This is a genomic window from Streptomyces sp. NPDC127038 (genome assembly GCF_042725875.1).
Classification (GTDB): Bacteria; Actinomycetota; Actinomycetes; order Streptomycetales; family Streptomycetaceae; genus Streptomyces.
In genome coordinates this window covers 178,599-196,471 of the sequence record NZ_JBHXDQ010000001.1, presented here as the reverse complement: position 1 = coordinate 196,471, position 17,873 = coordinate 178,599, and the positions used below count along the sequence as shown (strand labels likewise).

19 protein-coding genes are annotated in these 17,873 nt (G+C 72.4%); 8 read left to right on the top strand and 11 right to left on the bottom strand.

Annotation, left to right across the window (positions count from 1 at the left end; genetic code table 11):
• Positions 1–12: 12 nt before the first annotated feature.
• On the bottom strand, positions 13–516 hold the full coding sequence (locus tag ACFWI4_RS00905) for an Lrp/AsnC family transcriptional regulator (protein WP_387189432.1): 504 nt from the start codon (positions 514–516) through the stop codon (positions 13–15).
• 98 nt (positions 517–614) lie between these two features.
• Here ACFWI4_RS00905 and ACFWI4_RS00900 point away from each other — a divergent pair, with 98 nt between their 5' ends.
• From ACFWI4_RS00900 to ACFWI4_RS00885, 4 genes are read left to right on the top strand one after another with little or no spacing between them, the layout of a single operon-like run.
• On the top strand, positions 615–1,370 hold the full coding sequence (locus ACFWI4_RS00900) for a LytR/AlgR family response regulator transcription factor (RefSeq protein ID WP_385396009.1): 756 nt from the start codon (positions 615–617) through the stop codon (positions 1,368–1,370).
• 10 nt (positions 1,371–1,380) lie between these two features.
• A complete protein-coding gene (locus tag ACFWI4_RS00895) occupies positions 1,381–1,776 on the top strand; it encodes a hypothetical protein (protein WP_387189431.1) in 396 nt (131 codons plus the stop codon).
• 3 nt (positions 1,777–1,779) lie between these two features.
• A complete protein-coding gene (locus ACFWI4_RS00890) occupies positions 1,780–3,624 on the top strand; it encodes a cation acetate symporter (protein WP_387189430.1) in 1,845 nt (614 codons plus the stop codon).
• Entirely contained in the window at positions 3,621–4,826 is a 1,206-nt protein-coding gene (locus ACFWI4_RS00885) for a sensor histidine kinase (RefSeq protein WP_385396003.1), read from the top strand. Before ACFWI4_RS00890 ends, ACFWI4_RS00885 begins: the two co-directional genes overlap by 4 nt.
• A gap of 60 nt (positions 4,827–4,886) precedes the next feature.
• On the opposite strand, the gene ACFWI4_RS00880 is transcribed toward ACFWI4_RS00885, so the two are convergent.
• The 5 genes from ACFWI4_RS00880 to ACFWI4_RS00860 form a co-directional block, all read right to left on the bottom strand.
• Complete coding sequence (locus tag ACFWI4_RS00880; protein ID WP_387189428.1) at positions 4,887–5,045, bottom strand: hypothetical protein; 159 nt, start codon at positions 5,043–5,045, stop codon at positions 4,887–4,889.
• A gap of 126 nt (positions 5,046–5,171) precedes the next feature.
• Positions 5,172–6,125: a cytochrome c oxidase assembly protein gene (locus ACFWI4_RS00875; protein ID WP_387189427.1), complete on the bottom strand. Its 954-nt coding sequence runs from the start codon at positions 6,123–6,125 to the stop codon at positions 5,172–5,174.
• Between the two features lie 136 nt (positions 6,126–6,261).
• Positions 6,262–7,287: a 6-phosphofructokinase gene (locus ACFWI4_RS00870; protein ID WP_385395995.1), complete on the bottom strand. Its 1,026-nt coding sequence runs from the start codon at positions 7,285–7,287 to the stop codon at positions 6,262–6,264.
• Positions 7,288–7,560: 273 nt separating this feature from the next.
• The gene (locus ACFWI4_RS00865; RefSeq protein ID WP_387189425.1) at positions 7,561–8,289 is read right to left on the bottom strand and encodes a type 1 glutamine amidotransferase; all 729 of its coding nucleotides are present in this window, start codon (positions 8,287–8,289) and stop codon (positions 7,561–7,563) included.
• 19 nt (positions 8,290–8,308) lie between these two features.
• Positions 8,309–9,547: a MurT ligase domain-containing protein gene (locus ACFWI4_RS00860; RefSeq protein ID WP_339127947.1), complete on the bottom strand. Its 1,239-nt coding sequence runs from the start codon at positions 9,545–9,547 to the stop codon at positions 8,309–8,311.
• A gap of 153 nt (positions 9,548–9,700) precedes the next feature.
• Between ACFWI4_RS00860 and def the strand changes: the two genes are divergently transcribed.
• A complete protein-coding gene (gene def / locus ACFWI4_RS00855) occupies positions 9,701–10,240 on the top strand; it encodes a peptide deformylase (RefSeq protein WP_387189424.1) in 540 nt (179 codons plus the stop codon).
• Positions 10,241–10,508: 268 nt separating this feature from the next.
• Here def and ACFWI4_RS00850 read toward each other — a convergent pair whose 3' ends face one another.
• Positions 10,509–11,153 carry a TetR family transcriptional regulator gene (locus ACFWI4_RS00850; RefSeq protein ID WP_385395986.1) on the bottom strand — a complete coding sequence of 215 codons (645 nt, stop codon included), beginning with the start codon at positions 11,151–11,153 and terminating at the stop codon, positions 10,509–10,511.
• A gap of 169 nt (positions 11,154–11,322) precedes the next feature.
• On the opposite strand from ACFWI4_RS00850, the gene ACFWI4_RS00845 reads away from it, so the two are divergent.
• From ACFWI4_RS00845 to ACFWI4_RS00835, 3 genes are all read left to right on the top strand, one after another.
• Entirely contained in the window at positions 11,323–12,552 is a 1,230-nt protein-coding gene (locus tag ACFWI4_RS00845) for an acyl-CoA dehydrogenase family protein (protein WP_339127945.1), read from the top strand.
• Positions 12,553–12,848: 296 nt separating this feature from the next.
• Positions 12,849–13,088: a hypothetical protein gene (locus ACFWI4_RS00840; RefSeq protein ID WP_387189423.1), complete on the top strand. Its 240-nt coding sequence runs from the start codon at positions 12,849–12,851 to the stop codon at positions 13,086–13,088.
• Between the two features lie 139 nt (positions 13,089–13,227).
• Positions 13,228–13,923: a transcriptional regulator gene (locus ACFWI4_RS00835; RefSeq protein ID WP_387189422.1), complete on the top strand. Its 696-nt coding sequence runs from the start codon at positions 13,228–13,230 to the stop codon at positions 13,921–13,923.
• 109 nt (positions 13,924–14,032) lie between these two features.
• Here ACFWI4_RS00835 and ACFWI4_RS00830 read toward each other — a convergent pair whose 3' ends face one another.
• The 4 genes from ACFWI4_RS00830 to ACFWI4_RS00815 form a co-directional block, all read right to left on the bottom strand.
• Complete coding sequence (locus ACFWI4_RS00830) at positions 14,033–14,272, bottom strand: DUF6213 family protein (protein WP_151470505.1); 240 nt, start codon at positions 14,270–14,272, stop codon at positions 14,033–14,035.
• A gap of 25 nt (positions 14,273–14,297) precedes the next feature.
• A complete protein-coding gene (locus ACFWI4_RS00825; RefSeq protein ID WP_387189420.1) occupies positions 14,298–15,689 on the bottom strand; it encodes an NADP-dependent succinic semialdehyde dehydrogenase in 1,392 nt (463 codons plus the stop codon).
• A 113-nt stretch (positions 15,690–15,802) separates the two neighbouring features.
• The gene (locus ACFWI4_RS00820; RefSeq protein ID WP_387189419.1) at positions 15,803–16,279 is read right to left on the bottom strand and encodes an NUDIX domain-containing protein; all 477 of its coding nucleotides are present in this window, start codon (positions 16,277–16,279) and stop codon (positions 15,803–15,805) included.
• Positions 16,276–17,814, bottom strand: coding sequence for an ATP-dependent DNA ligase (locus tag ACFWI4_RS00815; RefSeq protein WP_387189418.1), 1,539 nt, complete (start codon positions 17,812–17,814; stop codon positions 16,276–16,278). The genes ACFWI4_RS00820 and ACFWI4_RS00815 overlap by 4 nt, the downstream gene beginning before the upstream one ends.
• Between the last annotated feature and the right edge of the window lie 59 nt (positions 17,815–17,873).

Genomic DNA, 17,873 nt, shown 5'->3' with positions numbered 1-17,873 from the left:
TGATCGGCTGGCTCAGCGCACGTTTCCTGCGTCGTCCGGGGCCGCCTGGGTCGCCCCCGCCTCCGGGGCCTCGGGCAGCAGATGGGACAGCACCATGTAGCTGATCGTCTTCCGGATGAACGGCTCCACCCGGATGCGTTCGAGCACCTCCTCGAAGTGCTCCACATCCACGGCCCGCACGTGCAGCAGCGCGTCCGCGCCCCCCGTCACCGTCATCGCCGCGGTGATCTCCGGATGGTTGCGCACCACCTCCGCGAGGCGCCGGGGCGGCGCCGCGCCCTCGCAGTACACCTCCACGTACGCCTCCGTGCGCCAGCCGAGCGCCGCGGGCTTCACCGTCGCCGTGAACCCGGTGATCACGCCCGTCTCCCGCAGCCGGTCGACCCGGCGCTTGACCGCCGTCGCGGACAGCCCGATCGTCGCGCCGATCTCCGCGAAGCTCGTCCGGGCATTGGCCATCAGGGCTGTGATGATCTTGCGGTCGAGCTCGTCGAACATCGCGGGCTTGCTGCTCATGGCGGCACTGTATCCAGCGGCGGCCGCCACCCCGCCGGGCGCGACGCCCGTGTCCGGCACATGTCCAGCCGCGCGATTCGCTCCTACACTCCACTCTCATGCTGCGCGCGCTCGCCGTCGACGACGAACAACCCTCCCTCGAAGAGCTGCTGTACCTGCTGAACGCCGACCCCCGGATCGGCAGCGCCGAGGGCGCGAGCGACGCGACCGAGGCCCTGCGCCGGATCAACCGGGCCCTGGAGAGCGGACCCGGCGGACCCGAGGCCATCGACGTCGTCTTCCTCGACATCCACATGCCCGGCCTCGACGGACTCGACCTGGCCCGGCTGCTCGGCGGATTCGCCCGGCCGCCGCTCGTCGTGTTCGTCACCGCCCACGAAGGGTTCGCCGTCCAGGCCTTCGACCTCAAGGCACTCGACTACGTCCTCAAGCCCGTCCGCCGCGAACGGCTCGCCGAGGCCGTCCGCAGGGCCGCCCAACTGCGCGACACCGCACCGCTGATCCCCGTCCACGAGCCCGACCCCGACCACATATCCGTCGAACTCGGCGGTGTGACCAGGTTCGTGGCCGTCGAGGACATCACCCACGCCGAGGCCCACGGCGACTACGCCCGGCTGCACACCGCGCAGGGCAGCCACCTGGTCCGCATCCCGCTGTCCACCCTGGAGGAACGCTGGCGCTCCCGCGGCTTCGTCCGCATCCACCGGCGCCACCTCGTCGCCCTGCGCCACATCGGCGAACTCCGCCTGGACGCCGGTACGGTGAGTGTCCTCGTCGACTCCGTCGAACTCCAGGTGAGCCGCCGCCACGCCCGCCAACTGCGCGATCTGCTGCTGCGCCGGACCACGAGCTGAGGAGCGCAGCGTGCCGCAGGACCCCACCGAACGCCGTGTGGTCGTCACCGGAGTGCCCCGGCGCACCCTTCCCCCCGCCCGGCTCCGCTCGCGCGGACGCCACCCCCAAGTCCCGGGCCACCACGGGCCGAGAGTCGAGATCGACGAACAGACCACGCTCGGCCACACCTACGTCCGCTCCCTGATGCGCAGTCAGCTCCGGGCGGCCTGCTCGACGTTCGCCGTGCTCATCCTGCTCGTCGGGCCGTTGCCGCTGGTCTTCGCCGCGATGCCCGACGGCGCCGCCCTGGAATGGGCCGTCCTCGGCTTCTGCCTCTACCCGCCGCTGGTGCTGCTGGCCCGCTGGTACGTGCGCCGGGCGGAACGCAACGAGAAGGACCTCGTGCGCCTGGTCGAGGACCGCTGAACCGTGAACGAGAACTACTCCGTTCCCGCCGTCGCCCTCGTCGTCGTCGCGACCGTCCTGGTCGGCGCGTTCGGGCTGCGCATCTCCCGTACCACCTCCGACTTCTACGTCGCCTCGCGCACCGTCGGCCCCCGGCTCAACGCGGCCGCGATCAGCGGCGAATACCTCTCCGCCGCCTCCTTCCTCGGCATCGCGGGCCTGGTGCTCGTCCAGGGCCCCGACATGCTCTGGTACCCGGTCGGCTACACCGCCGGCTATCTCGTGCTGCTCCTGTTCGTCGCGGCCCCCCTTCGCCGCTCCGGCGCCTACACCCTGCCCGACTTCGCGGAGGCGCGGCTCGGGTCCCAGGCCGTCAGACGGCTCGCCGGGGCCTTCGTCGTCGGCGTCGGCTGGCTCTATCTGCTGCCCCAACTCCAGGGTGCGGGGCTGACGTTGGCGGTGCTGACCGAGGCGCCCGACTGGTTCGGCGGGGTCCTGGTCGCCGTCGTCGTGGTGGCCACCGTCGCCGCGGGCGGAATGCGCAGCATCACCTTCGTCCAGGCCTTCCAGTACTGGCTCAAGCTCACCGCCCTGCTCGTCCCCGCGCTCTTCCTGGTCCTCGCCTGGCAGTCCCACGGAGCGCCCCGCGACGTCTTCGGGGAACCGCCGGCCTTCCGCGAGCAGCGTCTCGTCCGGGTCGACTCCACGCTCGACCTGAAGCTGTCCCGGCCGCTCACCGTCACCGCCACGGGCACCGTCGACGGCCGGCGCTACGAGGACGCGCGCGTCCGGCTCCCGGGCGGCACCCACCGCATCGCCGGCGGCACCCGGCTGACCTTCGACCGCGGTACCCCGGTCCCGGCGGCGGAACGGGGCGGCGACGCCACCCTGTCCACCTCCCCGTCCGCAGGACACGGGGAACGCCCGCTGTACGCCACCTACGGACTGATCCTCGCCACCTTCCTCGGCACGATGGGCCTGCCGCACGTCGTCGTCCGCTTCTACACCAGCCCGCACGGCGTCGCCGCCCGCCGCACCACCGTCGCCGTGCTCGGCCTGATCGGCGTCTTCTACCTCCTGCCGCCCGTCTACGGGGCGCTTGGCCGGCTGTACGCCCCCGAACTCAGCCTCACCGGCGACGCGGACGCCGCCGTGCTCCTGCTGCCCGACCGGATGATCGGCGGAGCCGGAGCCGACCTGCTCGGGGCGCTCGTCGCGGGCGGAGCCTTCGCCGCGTTCCTCTCGACGGCCTCGGGACTGACCATGGCGGTCGCCGGCGTGCTCACCCAGGACGTGCTGCCCTCCCGCGGCGTACGGCACTTCCGCCTCGGCACCGTCCTCGCGATGGCCGTGCCCCTCGCCGCGAGCGTGCTCGTCGGCGGGCTGCCCGTCGCCGACGCGGTGGGGCTCGCGTTCGCCGTGTCCGCGTCCTCCTTCTGCCCGCTGCTGGTCCTCGGCATCTGGTGGCGCAGGCTCACCCCGCCCGGGGCAGCGGCCGGGATGCTCGGCGGCGGCGGCGCGGCCCTGCTGGCCGTCGGCGCCACCATGGCCGGCTATCCGGCGACGAGCGGCTCCCTGCGCACCCTGCTCGCCTGGCCGGCGCTGTGGTCGGTGCCGCTCGGCTTCGTGACGATGGTGCTGGTGTCGCTGGCCACCGCCGCCCGCGTACCGGCCGGGACGGCGGCGATCCTCGCCCGCTTCCACCTCCCCGAGGAACTCACGGACGACCAGGTCCGCGCCGCCGCGGGCGGGACAGCGGGCGCCGACACGGGCGGGACAGCGGGCGCCGACGCGGGCGGGACAGCGGGCGCCGACACGGGTGGGACAGCGGGTGCCGACGCGGTCCGGGACGGGACGGTGAGCGGGTGAGCGGCTTCGTCGCCGGGCTGTGCGTGGCCGTCCTCCCGCTGCTGGCGGCGGGATTCTGGCTCGGCAGGCGCACCGCGCGGCCCGAGAACCTCGGCGGACTCGGCACCCCGGTCGAGCACGCCACCTTCCAGACCCTGCACACCGCCTCGCTCGCCGCGCCCCCGCTCCGCGCCGGACTCACCGAGGAGACGGCCCGCCGCTCCGCCCGGCGGCTGCGCACCCTGCTCGGTACGGACGCCCTGTGCCTCACCGACCACGAGACCGTCCTCGCCTGGGACGGCGCCGGCGCCCACCACCGCACCGAGATCATGGAACGCCTCGGCGGCCCGCTGGAGACCGGCCGCGGCGAGGCCTTCCGGCTGGCCTGCGACGCCCCCGACTGTCCGCTGCGCTGGGCCGTCGTGGCACCGCTCACCGTCGACGAACGGGTGCACGGCGCGCTCGTCGCCTGCGCTCCCCGCGAGTCCGCGGTCCTCGTCCGCGCCGCCGGCGAGGTGGCGCGCTGGGTCTCCGTACAGCTGGAACTGGCCGATCTCGACCAGTCGAGGACCCGGCTGATCGAGGCCGAGATCAAGGCGCTGCGAGCCCAGATATCCCCGCATTTCATCTTCAACTCGCTCGCCGTGATCGCCTCGTTCGTGCGGACCGATCCGGAACGCGCCCGGGAGCTCCTGCTGGAGTTCGCCGACTTCACCCGCTACTCGTTCCGCAGGCACGGCGACTTCACCACCCTGGCCGACGAGCTGCACGCCATCGACCACTATCTGGCGCTCGTGCGCGCCCGCTTCGGCGAGCGGCTGTCCGTCACCCTCCAGATCGCCCCCGAGGTGCTGCCCGTCGCGCTGCCCTTCCTCTGCCTCCAGCCGCTGGTGGAGAACGCCGTCAAGCACGGCCTCGAAGGCAAGACCGACAAGAGCCACATCAGCATCACCGCGCGGGACGCCGGTGCCGAGGCGCTCGTGGTGATCGAGGACAACGGCGTCGGCATGGACCCCGGGCGGCTGCGCCGCATCCTGTCGGGGGAGGCCGGCGCCTCCGGGGGGATCGGCCTGTCCAACGTCGACGAGCGTCTCCGCCAGGTGTACGGCGACGATCACGGGCTGGTCATCGAGACCGCGGTGGGAGCGGGAATGAAGATCACCGCCCGGCTCCCCAAGTACCAGCCCGGCGTCCACTCCGCGGCCGGGCGCCCCGTGCAGTGAACCACCCCGGGCGCCGCCCCGGCCGTGGCACCGGGCGGGTCCGGGTCCCGGTCCGTGAGGTCAGGCGCTGCTGGAGACCACCATCCCGAGCGTGATCAGGCCGAGCACCACCCAGCCGAACCACAGCCAGCCGTTGCTGCCCAGCGCCACCGTGTAGGCCGTCACCACGACGAGCCCGCCCACGGTGAGCACCCCCATCGTCTTCGTCGATCCGGGCATCGCAGCACCCTCCTCCAGGCGGGTCCGCGACGCGGGCCGTGGCCTCTGGGGCCATTTTCACCCGGAGGGAGTCACATCGCCAGGGCCGTGCCGCTCACCGGGGCCACCGTGACGGGCGGTGCCCCGTCAGCGGCCGCGTGCGTTGAGGGACGCCAGATAGGCGTTGTAGGCCTCGAGTTCCTTGTCGCCGTCCCGGTCCGCGGCGCGGTCCAGGCGCCGGGACTGCCGCTGCTCGGAGTTGTACCACTGGAACAGCAGCGCGAGCAGGACGAGGACCGAGGGGATCTCGCTGAAGGCCCAGGCGATCCCGCCGGCGGCGGTCTGGTCGGCGAGCGCGTCGATGCCCAGGGAGGCGGGCGGGTTCTTGTACGACTCGACCATCGGCCCCGAGGCCATCATCAGCGAGATGCCGAAGAACGCGTGGAACGGCATCCCCGCGAACAGCTCCAGCATCCGCATCAGATAGCCCGGCCGGTGCGGGCCCGGGTCCACACCCATGATCGGCCAGAAGAAGAACAGGCCGACGAGGAGGAAGTGGCACATCATCACGATGTGGCCGGCGGTGGAGCCCATCAGGAAGTCGAAGAGCGGGGAGAAGTACAGCCCGTAGAGGCTCGCGATGAACATCGGGATGGTGAACGCCGGATGCGTGACGATCTTCATGTACCGGCTGTGCAGGAACATCAGCAGCAGTTCGCGCGGGCCCTTGCCGCCGCGCTTCGCGGCCACCGGCAGCGCCCGCAGCGCCAGCGTGATCGGCGCCCCGAGCAGGATCAGGATCGGGGAGAGCATGCTGATCACCATGTGCTGGACCATGTGCACGCTGAACATGACCATGCCGTAGTCGTTCAGCCGGGTGCACATGACGAGCATCACCGTCAGCACGCCGACGACGAAGGCGGCCGTACGGCCCCACGACCACGCGTCGCCGCGCCGGGCCAGTCGTACGACCCCCCAGCCGTAGAGCCCGAGCCCGAGCAGGCACGCGACGAGGAAGAACGGGTCGGCGGACCACGCGAGCCCCCGCCCCAGCGTGAACGGCGGCAGGTCCATGGTCATGCCGTGCCCGCTGTGATCCATCCGCCGGCTCCTGTTTCTGGGGTGCCTCCGAGGCCCTTTTAAGGCACTGGGGGAGGTTGTGCGCTGTCTGTCCGCACCAGAGTAGAACCGCCCCCGGTCGCGGCTGCGACCGGGGGCGGTTCCGACGGCGTACGTCTCAGAGCACGCACTCCGCCTCGGCGTAGCGCTCGTCCGGGACCGTCTTCAGGGTCTCGACCGCCTCCGCGAGGGAGACCATCACGATGTCGGTGCCGCGCAGCGCGGTCATCATCCCGAACTCGCCCCGGTGCACGGCCTCCACGGCGTGCCATCCGAACCGGGTCGCGAGGACGCGGTCGTACGCCGTCGGGGTGCCGCCGCGCTGGACGTGCCCGAGGATGACCGGCCGGGCCTCCTTGCCGAGCCGCTCCTCCAGCTCGATGGACAGTTGCCGGGCGATGCCCGCGAAGCGCTCGTGGCCGTAGACGTCCTTGCCGCCCTCGTCGTAGCGCATCGAGCCCTCGCGGGGCTTGGCGCCCTCGGCGGCGACGACGATGGCGAACCGCTTGCCCGCCTCGAACCGCTCGCCGACCCGCGCGGCCAGCTCCTCGATGTCGAAGGGCCGCTCCGGTACGACGATGGCGTGGGCGCCCGCGGCCATGCCGGAGTGCAGGGCGATCCAGCCGGTGTGGCGGCCCATGACCTCGACGATCAGGACGCGCTGGTGGGACTCGGCGGTGGTCTTCAGCCGGTCGAGGGCCTCGGTCGCGACGCCGACGGCCGTGTCGAAGCCGAAGGTGACGTCCGTGACCGCGATGTCGTTGTCGATGGTCTTGGGCACGCCGACGATGGGCAGGCCGCCGTCCGAGAGCAGCCGGGCCGCCTTCAGGGTGCCCTCGCCGCCGATCGGGATGATCGCGTCGAGCCCGAGGTCGGCGACATGGCCCTTGGCCCGCTCCACGCCGTCACGCAGATGCGCGGGCTGGACCCGGGAGGAGCCGAGCATGGTGCCGCCGCGAGCGAGGATGCCGCTCACCGCGTCGAGGTCGAGCTTGAGGTAGTCGCACTCCAGGAGACCCTTCCAGCCGTCCCGGAAGCCGATGACCTCGTCGCCGTGGTCGACGACGGCGCGGTGTACGACCGACCGGATGACGGCGTTCAGGCCGGGGCAGTCGCCGCCGGACGTGAGGACACCAATGCGCATAGCCCGAAATACCTTCTCAACGTGGTCCGGGGACCGGACCACGTTGTCCGGTGAGGATCGGCGCCAGCCTACCGGCGGAAGGGGGCCGCGCCCTACCGTGCGTCCGCCTGCTGGACGCCCCCGCTCACCTGTGCGGATGCCGTTTCAGACGCGCTGCGGACTCGGCCGGAAGGAACCGTTCCGACGCGAGGAAACGGTTCTTCGCGGCCCACGCAAAGAGGAACCGTTCCTCCACGAGAAACGGTTCCTCTGACCCGCCGGGGCGGGCCGGCGCTACGCGGGCTGCGTGGCGGACGCGATGCGCTCGGAGCGCAGCGCCTCGTACCAGCGGTCGTCGGTCGGCGGCAGCGCGTTGACGTCGAGGGCCAGCTTCAGCAGCAGGTCCGCGATCTGCGGGTTGCGGGCGAGGACGGGCCCGTGCATGTACGTACCGAACACGGTGTCGTTGTACGCGCCCTCGGTGCCGTCGCCCGTGCCGTTGCCCTTGCCGAGCCGCACGTTCGCGAACGGACGGGCCGTGGCGCCGAGGTGGGTGACGCCCTGGTGGTTCTCGAAGCCGGTCAGCTGGGGCAGACCGAGCCGCGGGTCGATGTCCGCGAGCACGTCGCCGACGCACCGCTCGCCCTCGCCGCGCACCGAGACCACGTCGAGCAGGCCGAGGCCCGGCTCGCGCTGGCCGAGGTCGTTGATGAACTCGTGCCCGAGGATCTGGTAGCCGGCACAGACGGAGAACACGATCGCGCCGTTGCCGACCGCGCGCTCCAGACCGCCGTCGCGGCGCAGACGCTCCGCGGCCAGCCGCTGCGGCCGGTCCTCGCCGCCCCCGATGAGGTAGATGTCCCCGGAGGTCGGGACCGGCTGGTCGCTGCGCACGTCGACACGGGCCACGTCGAGGCCGCGCTGACGCGCCCGGCGCTCCACGACGAGGGCGTTGCCCTGGTCGCCGTAGGTGCTCAGCAGGTCCGGGTAGATCCACACCAGGCGCAGGCTGTTGTCAGTCATTCTCTTCGTCCTCCGTGGCTCAGTTGCCGACACGACGCCTCAAGTCCTGGAATGCGGTGTAGTTCGCGATGACCTCGATGCGTCCGGGCGGTGCCATCTGCACGGCCTGGTCGAGGGTGTCGCAGACCTGGAACTGCTGGTTGGCGACTTCGAGACGGACGGCGAGGTCGAGCTTGCGGTCGCCGAGGACGAAGATCGGGTGTCCGGTCAGGCGGGTGTAGTCGACGTCCCACAGCCAGGAGGTGTCCGTGCCGTCGGCGCCGCGCGCGTTCACCGACAGGATGACCGGGGTCGGCGGCGGGTCGATCAGGGAGAAGGTCTCCAGCCAGCCCGCGGGGTTCTTGGCCAGCAGCAGACGCAGATCGCGCTCCATGAACTGGACCACGTCGTAGCGTCCGGCCACCGCCTGCACCTGGTACATGCGCTCCAGGGCGACCTGCGGCGGCACCCCGAAGACGGCGGCCACGGCGGCCGACGAGGCGGCGTTCGCCTTGTTGGCGCGGCCCGGCAGCTGGAGGTGGATCGGCCACGCGGAACCGTGCGGGTCGAGGACGTGGTCACCGGAGAGCGCCCAGGTCGGCGTCGGACGGCGGAAGCCGCACTCGCCGCAGAACCAGTCGTCGCCGGGGCGCTGCATCACGCCGCCGCACGACGGGCAGGACCAGGCGTCCTCCTTCCACATCTGGCCGGCCGCCACCCACATGACGTTCGGCGAGGAGGAGGCGGCCCAGACGACCAGCGGGTCGTCCGCGTTGGCGACCACGACGGCCTTGGATCCGGCCAGCCCCTCGCGCCAGTGCTCGGCCATCATCCGGGTCTCGGCGGCACGGTCGAGCTGGTCGCGCGAGAGGTTCAGCAGCGCGATGCACTTCGGGTCCGTGTCACGGGCCACACCGGCGAGGTACTTCTCGTCGACCTCGATGACCGCGAACTTGGCGTCCGAGCCCCCGGCCAGCGCCGAGGTGATGCCCGCGGGCATGTTGGCGCCGAGAGCGTTGGACACGACCGGGCCCGCGGCGCGCAGCGCCTCGGCGATCAGCCGGGTCGTCGTGGTCTTGCCGTTGGTCGCCGACACCAGGATCACGTCCAGGTGCGTGGCGAGCCTCGCCAGCAGGTCGGGGTCGAGCTTGAGCGCCACCCGGCCGCCGATCACCGATCCGCTGCCGCGTCCGGCGGCTCGCGAGACGGCTGCCGCCGCCTTGCCCGCCGTCACGGCCAGCTTGGCCCGCGGCGACAGCGGGTCCGAGTTGCCTGACATCGTTTCTCGATCCTCCTTGCGTACGCGCCGCGCCCCTGCCCCCGGCACATGTGGGGCTCAGCCTATCGAGATCCACTCACGGGCCCGAATCGCGGCACCACCTCGGTGCCGGCGCGACCTGCGCGCGCCTACCAGGACCGTACCCTTGCCGCCATGCGACACGGATCCATCCCGGGCACCCATGGGCGCGTCCGGCCCCTCATCCTGCTCGGTGACCCCGTCCTGCGTACAGCCTGCGCGGACGTCACCGAGTTCGGCCCCCAACTCGCGGAGCTCGTCGAGGACATGTTCGCGACGATGTACGCCGCCGAGGGCGTCGGCCTCGCCGCGAACCAGATCGGCGTCGGCCTGCGGGTCTTCGTGTACGACTGCCCGGACGACGACGATGTCCGTCATGTCGGGCATGTGGTGAATCCCCGTCTGGTCGAGGCGGACGGCGTGGTCCTGCGCGGGCCGGAGGGCTGTCTCTCGCTGCCCGGCCTGGAAGCCGGCACCGAGCGGTTCGACCACGCGCTCGTCGAGGGCCGCACGGTCACCGGCGAGCCGGTCACCGTGCACGGCACCGGCTGGTTCGCGCGGTGCCTCCAGCACGAGTGCGACCACCTCGACGGCGGGGTGTACGCGGACCGGCTCACCGGGTGGCGCCGGAGCCGTCTGCTGCGCCAGGTGGCGAAGGCCTCCTGGAGCGGGTGACGGAGGGGCCGGGGCAGGGCTGGGCGGAGCTGGGCCCAGCCCGGCCGGTCTCCGGGTCCCGGCCGCCGGAGCCGGTGCCGGTGCCGGGCCGTGCCGGTCCTGTCTCCCGCCGTCGGTGCCGGGCCGCGCGGTCCTGTTCTCCCGCGTTCGCGCCGCCGGCGCCGGGCCGCGCCGGTCCCGTATCCCGCCGTTGGGTGCCGGGCCGTGCCGGTCCTGTCTCCGGCCGTCGCGGCCGGGCCCGCTGACGGGGTGTCCGTGTGAACCCCGGTCAGAAGCCAGGGCCGCCGACCCGGTCGCCGGCCGCCGCGAGGCGGCCCCACAGCAGGTCGGCCAAGCTCCGTACCAACTCGGCCCGCGTGCACGGGCGTTCGCCGAGCCACCAGTCCCCGGCCGCGTGCATCATGCCGACGATGCCGTGTCCCCACACCCGTGCGAGCTGCTGGCTGCCCGGCCCGAGGTCCACCCGCTCCTCGATCACCTCGGCGAGTTCCTCGCCCATGCGGCGCAGCACCGGCGCGGAGTACTTGCCGATGTCGAATCCGGCGTCGCCCGGCTGGCCGCCCTCCGCCGGATGCATCAGGAACCGGTAGACCTGGGGTCGCGCCTCGATGGCCGCCAGGTAGGTGTCGAGCGTCGCCTCGACACGCTCACGGCGTTCGGCCGGGGCGTCCAGTGCCGCCCGCAGCGCTTCGAGGAGGGCGTCCGTGTGGCGCTTGGCGAGCGCGGCGTAGAGGCCGCCCTTGTCCCCGAAGTGGCGGTACAGGATGGGCTTGGTGATGCCTGCTTCGGCGGCGATGGCGTTCATGGAGGCCCCGGGGCCGTCGCGCAGCACCACTCGGTCGGCGGCTTCCAGCAGTTCGCGCCGGCGGCGGTCGGCGGACCTCTGCTGATCGGTCCGCTGTGTGGTGTCCATGTGCTCTCCCCACCCGTGGTGATTCGGTGACGCCTGCGCAAACTAACACTCACCGGCGTATGGGTATCGAACGGGATGCCGAGCCGAGCCCGGGAGTTGACTTTTCCTACTAGCCAGTAACACACTCCAGTTACCGCAAGTAACAGTTTAGTGCAGCGCTGGAGGGGACATGGCCGAGTTCACCATGGAGCTCAACGACGAACAGAAGGAGGTCCGGGACTGGCTGCACGGCTTCGCCGCCGATGTGATCCGTCCCGCTGCCGCCGAATGGGACGAGCGTGAGGAGACTCCCTGGCCGGTCATCCAGGAGGCGGCCAAGGTCGGCATCTACTCCCTGGACTTCTACGCGCAGCAGTACTTCGACGCCACCGGGCTCGGCATACCCATGGCGATGGAGGAGCTGTTCTGGGGCGACGCGGGCATCGCGCTGTCCATCGTCGGCACCGGCCTCGCCGCCGTGGGCGTCCTCGCCAACGGCACCGAGGAGCAGATCGGCACCTGGATCCCCCAGATGTACGGCGATGCCAACGATGTCAAGGTCGCGGCCTTCTGTTCCTCCGAGCCCGACGCCGGCTCCGACGTCGCCTCGATGCGTACGCGTGCCGTCTACGACGAGGCCAAGGACGAGTGGGTCCTGAACGGCACGAAGACCTGGGCGACCAACGGCGGCATCGCCAACGTCCACGTCGTCGTCGCGGTCGTCGACGCGGAGCTCGGCTCCAAGGGCCACGCCTCCTTCATCGTGCCCCCGAACACGCCCGGCCTGTCCCAGGGCCAGAAGTTCAAGAAGCACGGCATCCGCGCCTCGCACACCGCCGAGGTCGTCCTGGAGAACGTCCGGATCCCCGGCTCCTGCCTGCTCGGCGGCAAGGAGAAGCTCGACGAGCGCCTGGCCCGGGCCCGTGAGCGCGCCAGGGCCGGAGGCGGCGAGCGGGTGAAGAACGCCGCGATGGCCACCTTCGAGGCCTCCCGTCCGGCCGTCGGCGCCATGGCGGTGGGCACCGCGCGGGCCGCGTACGAGGTGGCCCTCGACTACGCCAAGACCCGTGAGCAGTTCGGCCGCCCGATCATCGACAACCAGGGCGTCGCCTTCCAGCTCGCCGACATGCGCACCTCCATCGACGCGGCCCGGCTGCTGGTCTGGCGGGCGTCCTGGATGGCGGTCAACGGCAAGCAGTTCACCGCGGCCGAGGGCTCGATGTCGAAACTGTTCGCCAGCGAGACGGCGAAGAAGGTCACCGGCCAGGCGATCCAGATCCTGGGCGGCAACGGATACACGCGCGAGTACCCGGTCGAGCGGATGCACCGCGACGCGGCGATTTACACGATCTTCGAGGGCACCAGCGAGATCCAGCGCCTGGTGATAGCCCGCACCCTCTCGGGCATGCCGATCCGCTGACGCGGATCCCCGCCGGGACGCGCATCGCGTGCCTCCCCGCAAGCGGCCCTCCCGGTCCCGGGAAGGGCCGCTCGGGCGTGCCCGGATCCGGGACCGGGCTCGCCTTGACCCGTACCCACAGTGATGTGACGTGGCGATAGGTTCGGGGGGACGACTGCACGGGGAGGTGGGTTTCTGTGGTGCGCAGGGTGCGGCCGCGGGTGCATCTGGTCGCCGGTGGCCCGGCTTGGGAAGAGCGGCGGGCCGTGCCCGGGGACACCGGTTTCACGAGGCGGCAGAAGGATGCGCGGAAGCCGTTGACCGGGCTCATGGCCGCGTTGGACGACGCCGTGAAACGGCGTGACTGGCGTGCGGCTCGTGCGGCGCGGGCGGCTGCCTGGGACGAGGTGGACCGTCTGGCGGACTACCTGACGAGGGACGAGCGGCAAAGGCTCTGGAACTACAAGCGGCAGATCGTCGTCGGGGAGGCGCAGGACCGCCGGCTCCCGGGCCCGGCGGACAGGCCGGGGAACCGCCCGGCGCCCCCGGGGGCCTAGGTCGTGTCCGCGCTCGTCGGCCGGTCGCGGGAGTGTCACCCCAGCGGACCTGGGAATTCGCGTCGCAGCGGGGGGAAGTGGGGGTGACCGTGCACTCTGGTCGCGGGGGGTCGGAGTCGGGCGACCGAAGGAGTGCGTGATGGTGCGGACGGCCAGGGAACTGCTGGAGGGCGTCACCGGGCAGCTCGCCCCCGATCCCCACGCCAACCGGCTGCTGCCCCTGATCGCCAGGGGCGCCGCCCAGCCCGGAACCCTCGCGGCCCTCGCCCTGGAACAGCGCCATGTCATCGCCGCGGACCACCGGGCCTTCGTCCACCTGGCCGAACGCTCGGCCGCCGGCACGAAGGAGTCGGCCCCCGACCCGGCGAGCGCCGCGTTCTTCGAGCTGCTCGCCGAGGGCGAGGCCCTCGCGGCGGACCGGCTCGGCGCGTTCGCCGCGGCGGTGGGAGCCGACGACGCGCAGGCGGCGGAGTACGAACCGCTCGCCGACTGCCAGGCCTATCCCGCGTACGTCGCCTGGCTCGCCCTGAACGGGGAACCGGCCGACGTGGTCCTCGCGCTCGGCGCCAACGTCGCCGCGTGGGGCGGCTACTGCGAGACCATCGCCGAGGCCCTGCGCCGGCACTACGGCTTCGACGACGAGGCCTGCGGCTTCTTCGACCTCTTCGCCGCGCCCGCGCCCGACCTGGAGGACCGGGCCCTGGCCGCCGTCCAGGCCGGCCTCGACGCGGACCGCATCTCACGGGACGAGGTCCTGCGCCAGGGCCGGCTGCTCCAGGCCTACGAGTCGAGGTTCTGGCACGCGCTGTGGGAGCTGGACCAGCGGGTCGCCTGACCCCGGCGCCGCCGCCCCGGGACGCCGCCGTCCCGGCGGGCCCGGATGGCGCCGCGTACCCCTCGGGCGGGGACTGGGCCGAGCGCCGGTCGGGCACCGCCGCCCGGGTTCAGCGGCCGCTGGGTCCGCTGCTGTGCGCGATGCAGGCCACGTCGATCCGGTCGGCCAGCTTGGCCAGTTCGATCGTGAGCGCGGCCACCGTGTCCTCGTCGAGGCCGTCCTGGCCGGCCTCCACCAGATGCAGCCACCGGCCGCCCACCGTGCGCAGCAGCTTGCTGACGTCGGCGGCGGCCACCTGCAACGTGCCGCGGTCGTCGACGATCAGGGGGAGGGTCACTTCGCGGTTCACACGAGGGATCGTAGCCGCGGAACGCTCACGCTCCGTGCCATACGGTGGTGATGTTGCAGAACTCGCGGATTCCGTGTCCCGACAGTTCACGCCCGTAGCCGGACCGCTTCTCCCCGCCGAAGGGGAACGCAGGGTGGGAGGCCGTCATCCCGTTGACGAACACCCCACCCGCCTCGGAATCACGTACGAACCGCTCCACCTCGGCCTCGTCACGGGTCCACAGGTTCGAGCTCAGCCCGAACGGGGTGTCGTTGGCGAGGGCGACCGCGTCGTCCAGGTCCTCGGCCCGGTACAGCGTGGCGACCGGCCCGAACGTCTCCTCCAGGTGGATGCGCATGTCGGGCGTGATGTCGGTGAGCACGGTCGGCGCGTAGTAGTACCCGGCGCCGAAACCGTCGGGTCGTTCGCCGCCGCACAGCAGCGTCGCCCCGTTGTCGACGGCGTCGTCCACGAGTTCCTCCAGGTCCGCGCGCCCCTGCTCGGTGGAGAGCGGCCCGATGTCGGTGTCCTCCTCCAGCGGGTCGCCGATCCTGAGGGCCCGCATGCCCGCCGTGAACCGTTCCGCGAAGGCGTCGAACACGTCCCTGTGCACGATGAACCGCTTGGCGGCGATGCACGACTGCCCGTTGTTCTGGGCACGCGCGGTGACGGCGACGGTCGCGGCGCGCTCCACGTCCGCGGACGGCATCACGACGTACGGGTCGCTGCCGCCCAGCTCCAGCACCGTCTTCTTGACCTCGTCCCCGGCGACCGAGGCGACCGCACGGCCGGCCGGTTCGCTGCCGGTGAGGGTGGCCGCCTTGACCCGCGGGTCGCGCAGGACGCCCTCGACGGCCCCCGACCCGATCAGCAGCGTCTGGAAGCAGCCCTCGGGGAAGCCCGCGCGCCGGAACAGATCCTCCAGGTAGAGGGCGGTCTGCGGCACGTTCGAGGCGTGTTTGAGCAGGCCCACGTTGCCCGCCATCAGCGCGGGCGCGGCGAACCGGACCACCTGCCAGAGCGGAAAGTTCCACGGCATCACCGCGAGCACGGGCCCGAGCGGCCGGTAGCGCGCGATCACCCGGGAGGCCCCGGAGTCGGCGGCGTCGGCGGGGGCGGCGAGCTCGTCGGCGAGGAGGTCCTCGGCGTGGTCGGCGTACCAGCGCATCGCCTTGGCGCACTTGGCGGCCTCCGCCCTGGCCTGCTTGACCGGCTTGCCCATCTCGGTTGTCATCACCCGGCCGATGTCGGGCACGTCCTCGTCCAGGAGCGCGGCCGCGCGGTGCATGAGCCGGGCACGCTCGGCGAAGGGCGTGGTGCGATACGTGCGGAACGTGGCCTCGGCGGCAGCGAGCCTGCGCTCGATCTCCTCGGCGCCGAGGGCGTCGTACGTCTTGAGCGTCTCGCCGTTCGCCGGGTTCACCGTCGCGATGGGCATGGCCGACCTCCTGAGAGCTGACTGTTCCCCGACCCTCCCGCGCGGCGCGCCGCGGCGCAACGCGGGCGGCGGGGTTCCCTGGCGAGCCGGCGCTGGCTGCCGAACGCCGGCTCTCAGGCCGAGTGCTCCGCCAGCCGGTCGAGAAACACGGTCTGGGCGGTCACCAGCAGGGTCCTGGCCCGCTCCGGGCTCATCCACTCCACCCGGTCCAGCTCGGGGAACTCCCGCCGCCGTCCCGATCCGGGCGGCCACTCCATCGTGAACGTGCCGGGGACCACGGCCGCGGGATCGAGGTCCGCCTCGATCGCCCAGGCCGTGACCACCTTGCCGTTCGTCTGGGTGACCTCGCCGAGCGCCAGCGCCTCCCCGTCGGGCGGTGGCAGCCCGAGCTCCTCGCGGAACTCCCGGCGGGCGGCGTCCCAGGCCGTCTCGCCGGGCTCGTACTCGCCCTTGGGGAGGGTCCAGGCCCCACTGTCGCGCCGTGCGAAGAACGGGCCTCCCATATGGCCGACCAATACCTCGACGCCATGATCGGTGTGTCGGAACAACAGCAGTCCGGCGCTCCTCTTTCCGCGCTGTCCTCCGCTCATCGCGTCACCTCCGGGTGGGCCGCCAGCAGGGTGTCGACGGTGTCGGCCTCGGCCGCCGGCTTGTCCTCGCGATAGCGCACGACCCGGGCGAAGCGCAGGGTGACACCGGCCGGGTAGCGGGTGGACCGCTGGAGCCCGTCGTACGCGATCTCCACGACGAGCTCGGGTCGTACGGTCACCACAAGGCCGTCGTCATCCACGGCCAGCTCCCGGAAGCGTTCCGTCTGCCAGGTGAGCATCGCGTCGGTCATGCCCTTGAACGTCTTGCCGAGCATGGCGAAGGAGCCGTCGCCGGTGCGGGCGCCGAGATGCAGGTTGGAGAGCTTGCCGGTGCGCCGTCCGTGGCCCCATTCGGCCGCCAGGACGACCAGGTCGAGGGTGTGCACGGGTTTGACCTTGAGCCAGGCGGCACCGCGCCGCCCCGCGCTGTACGAGGCGTCGAGGGCCTTCACGACCACCCCCTCGTGCCCGCGGGCCAGGGTGTCGGCGAGGAAGGTCTCCGCCCGCCCGGCGTCCTCGGCCCCCGGCACGAGCGTGCGCCGGACCCGCATCGGCTCGGGAACCAGCCGTGCCAGCTCCGCGTGCCGCTCGGTGAACGGCAGATCGAGCAGGTCCCGCCCGTCGACGGACAGGGCGTCGAAGAAGACGGGGGAGACGGGCACCGTCCCGGCCGCCGTCGCCACGTCCACGCGCGAGCCCACCCGGGCGGCCGTCTCCTGGAAGGAACGCGGCCGCCCCTGGTCGTCCAGCGCGATCACCTCGCCGTCCAGGATGAACCGCTCGCCCGGCAACTCCCGCGCCGCTGAGGTCAGTTCAGGCAGCCGGTCGGTGATGTCGTCGAGGGTGCGGGTGTAGACCCTGACCTCCTCGCCGTCCCGGTGCAGCTGCACCCGGATGCCGTCGAGCTTCTCCTCGACCGCGCAGGCGCCGAGCTTGCCGACCGCCTCGGCGACGGAGGAGGCGGAGTGCGCCAGCATCGGCAGCACCGGCCGGCCGACGGTCAGCCGGAAGCCGGCCAGGGCCTCCGGCCCGTCCGCCAGGAGCGCCCGCGCCACCGCTCGCAGCGAGCCCGCCAGCATCACCGCCCGCCGCACGTCCGCCGCGGGCGCGCCGGTCGCCTCCGCGAGCCCCTCGACCGCGAGGGCGTCCAGCGCGCCCTGCCGCACCTCGCCGGTCAGCAGCCCGAACAGGAAACGCTGTTCCGCCTCCGTGGCCGCCGCCATCAACTCGCCGACCAGGCGCGCCCGTTCGGCCTGCGAGCCGGTGCCGGACAGCTCGCCGAGCGCGGTGAGCCGGGCGTCGACCTCACGCACGGTGAGGGTGGGGGCGGCCGCCGGGGTGACCGGTGCGCTCAGCACCTTCCAGCCGACGCCGATGCGGCCCTGCGGCAGGCGGCCCGCCAGATACGGGATCACGATCGGCGCGTCGTCCGCCTCGGCGTCCCGGAACAGCTCGGCGAGCAGAGCGGTCTTCCGGGACCGCGCCGAGGTGGCGGCGACCTCCTGGGACACATGGGCGAGCCGGCTCAGCAGCATGCAGCCATCGTGCAACGCGGGAGCCCGCCGCACACCTGTACGGCGTCCGGGGCGTGTCC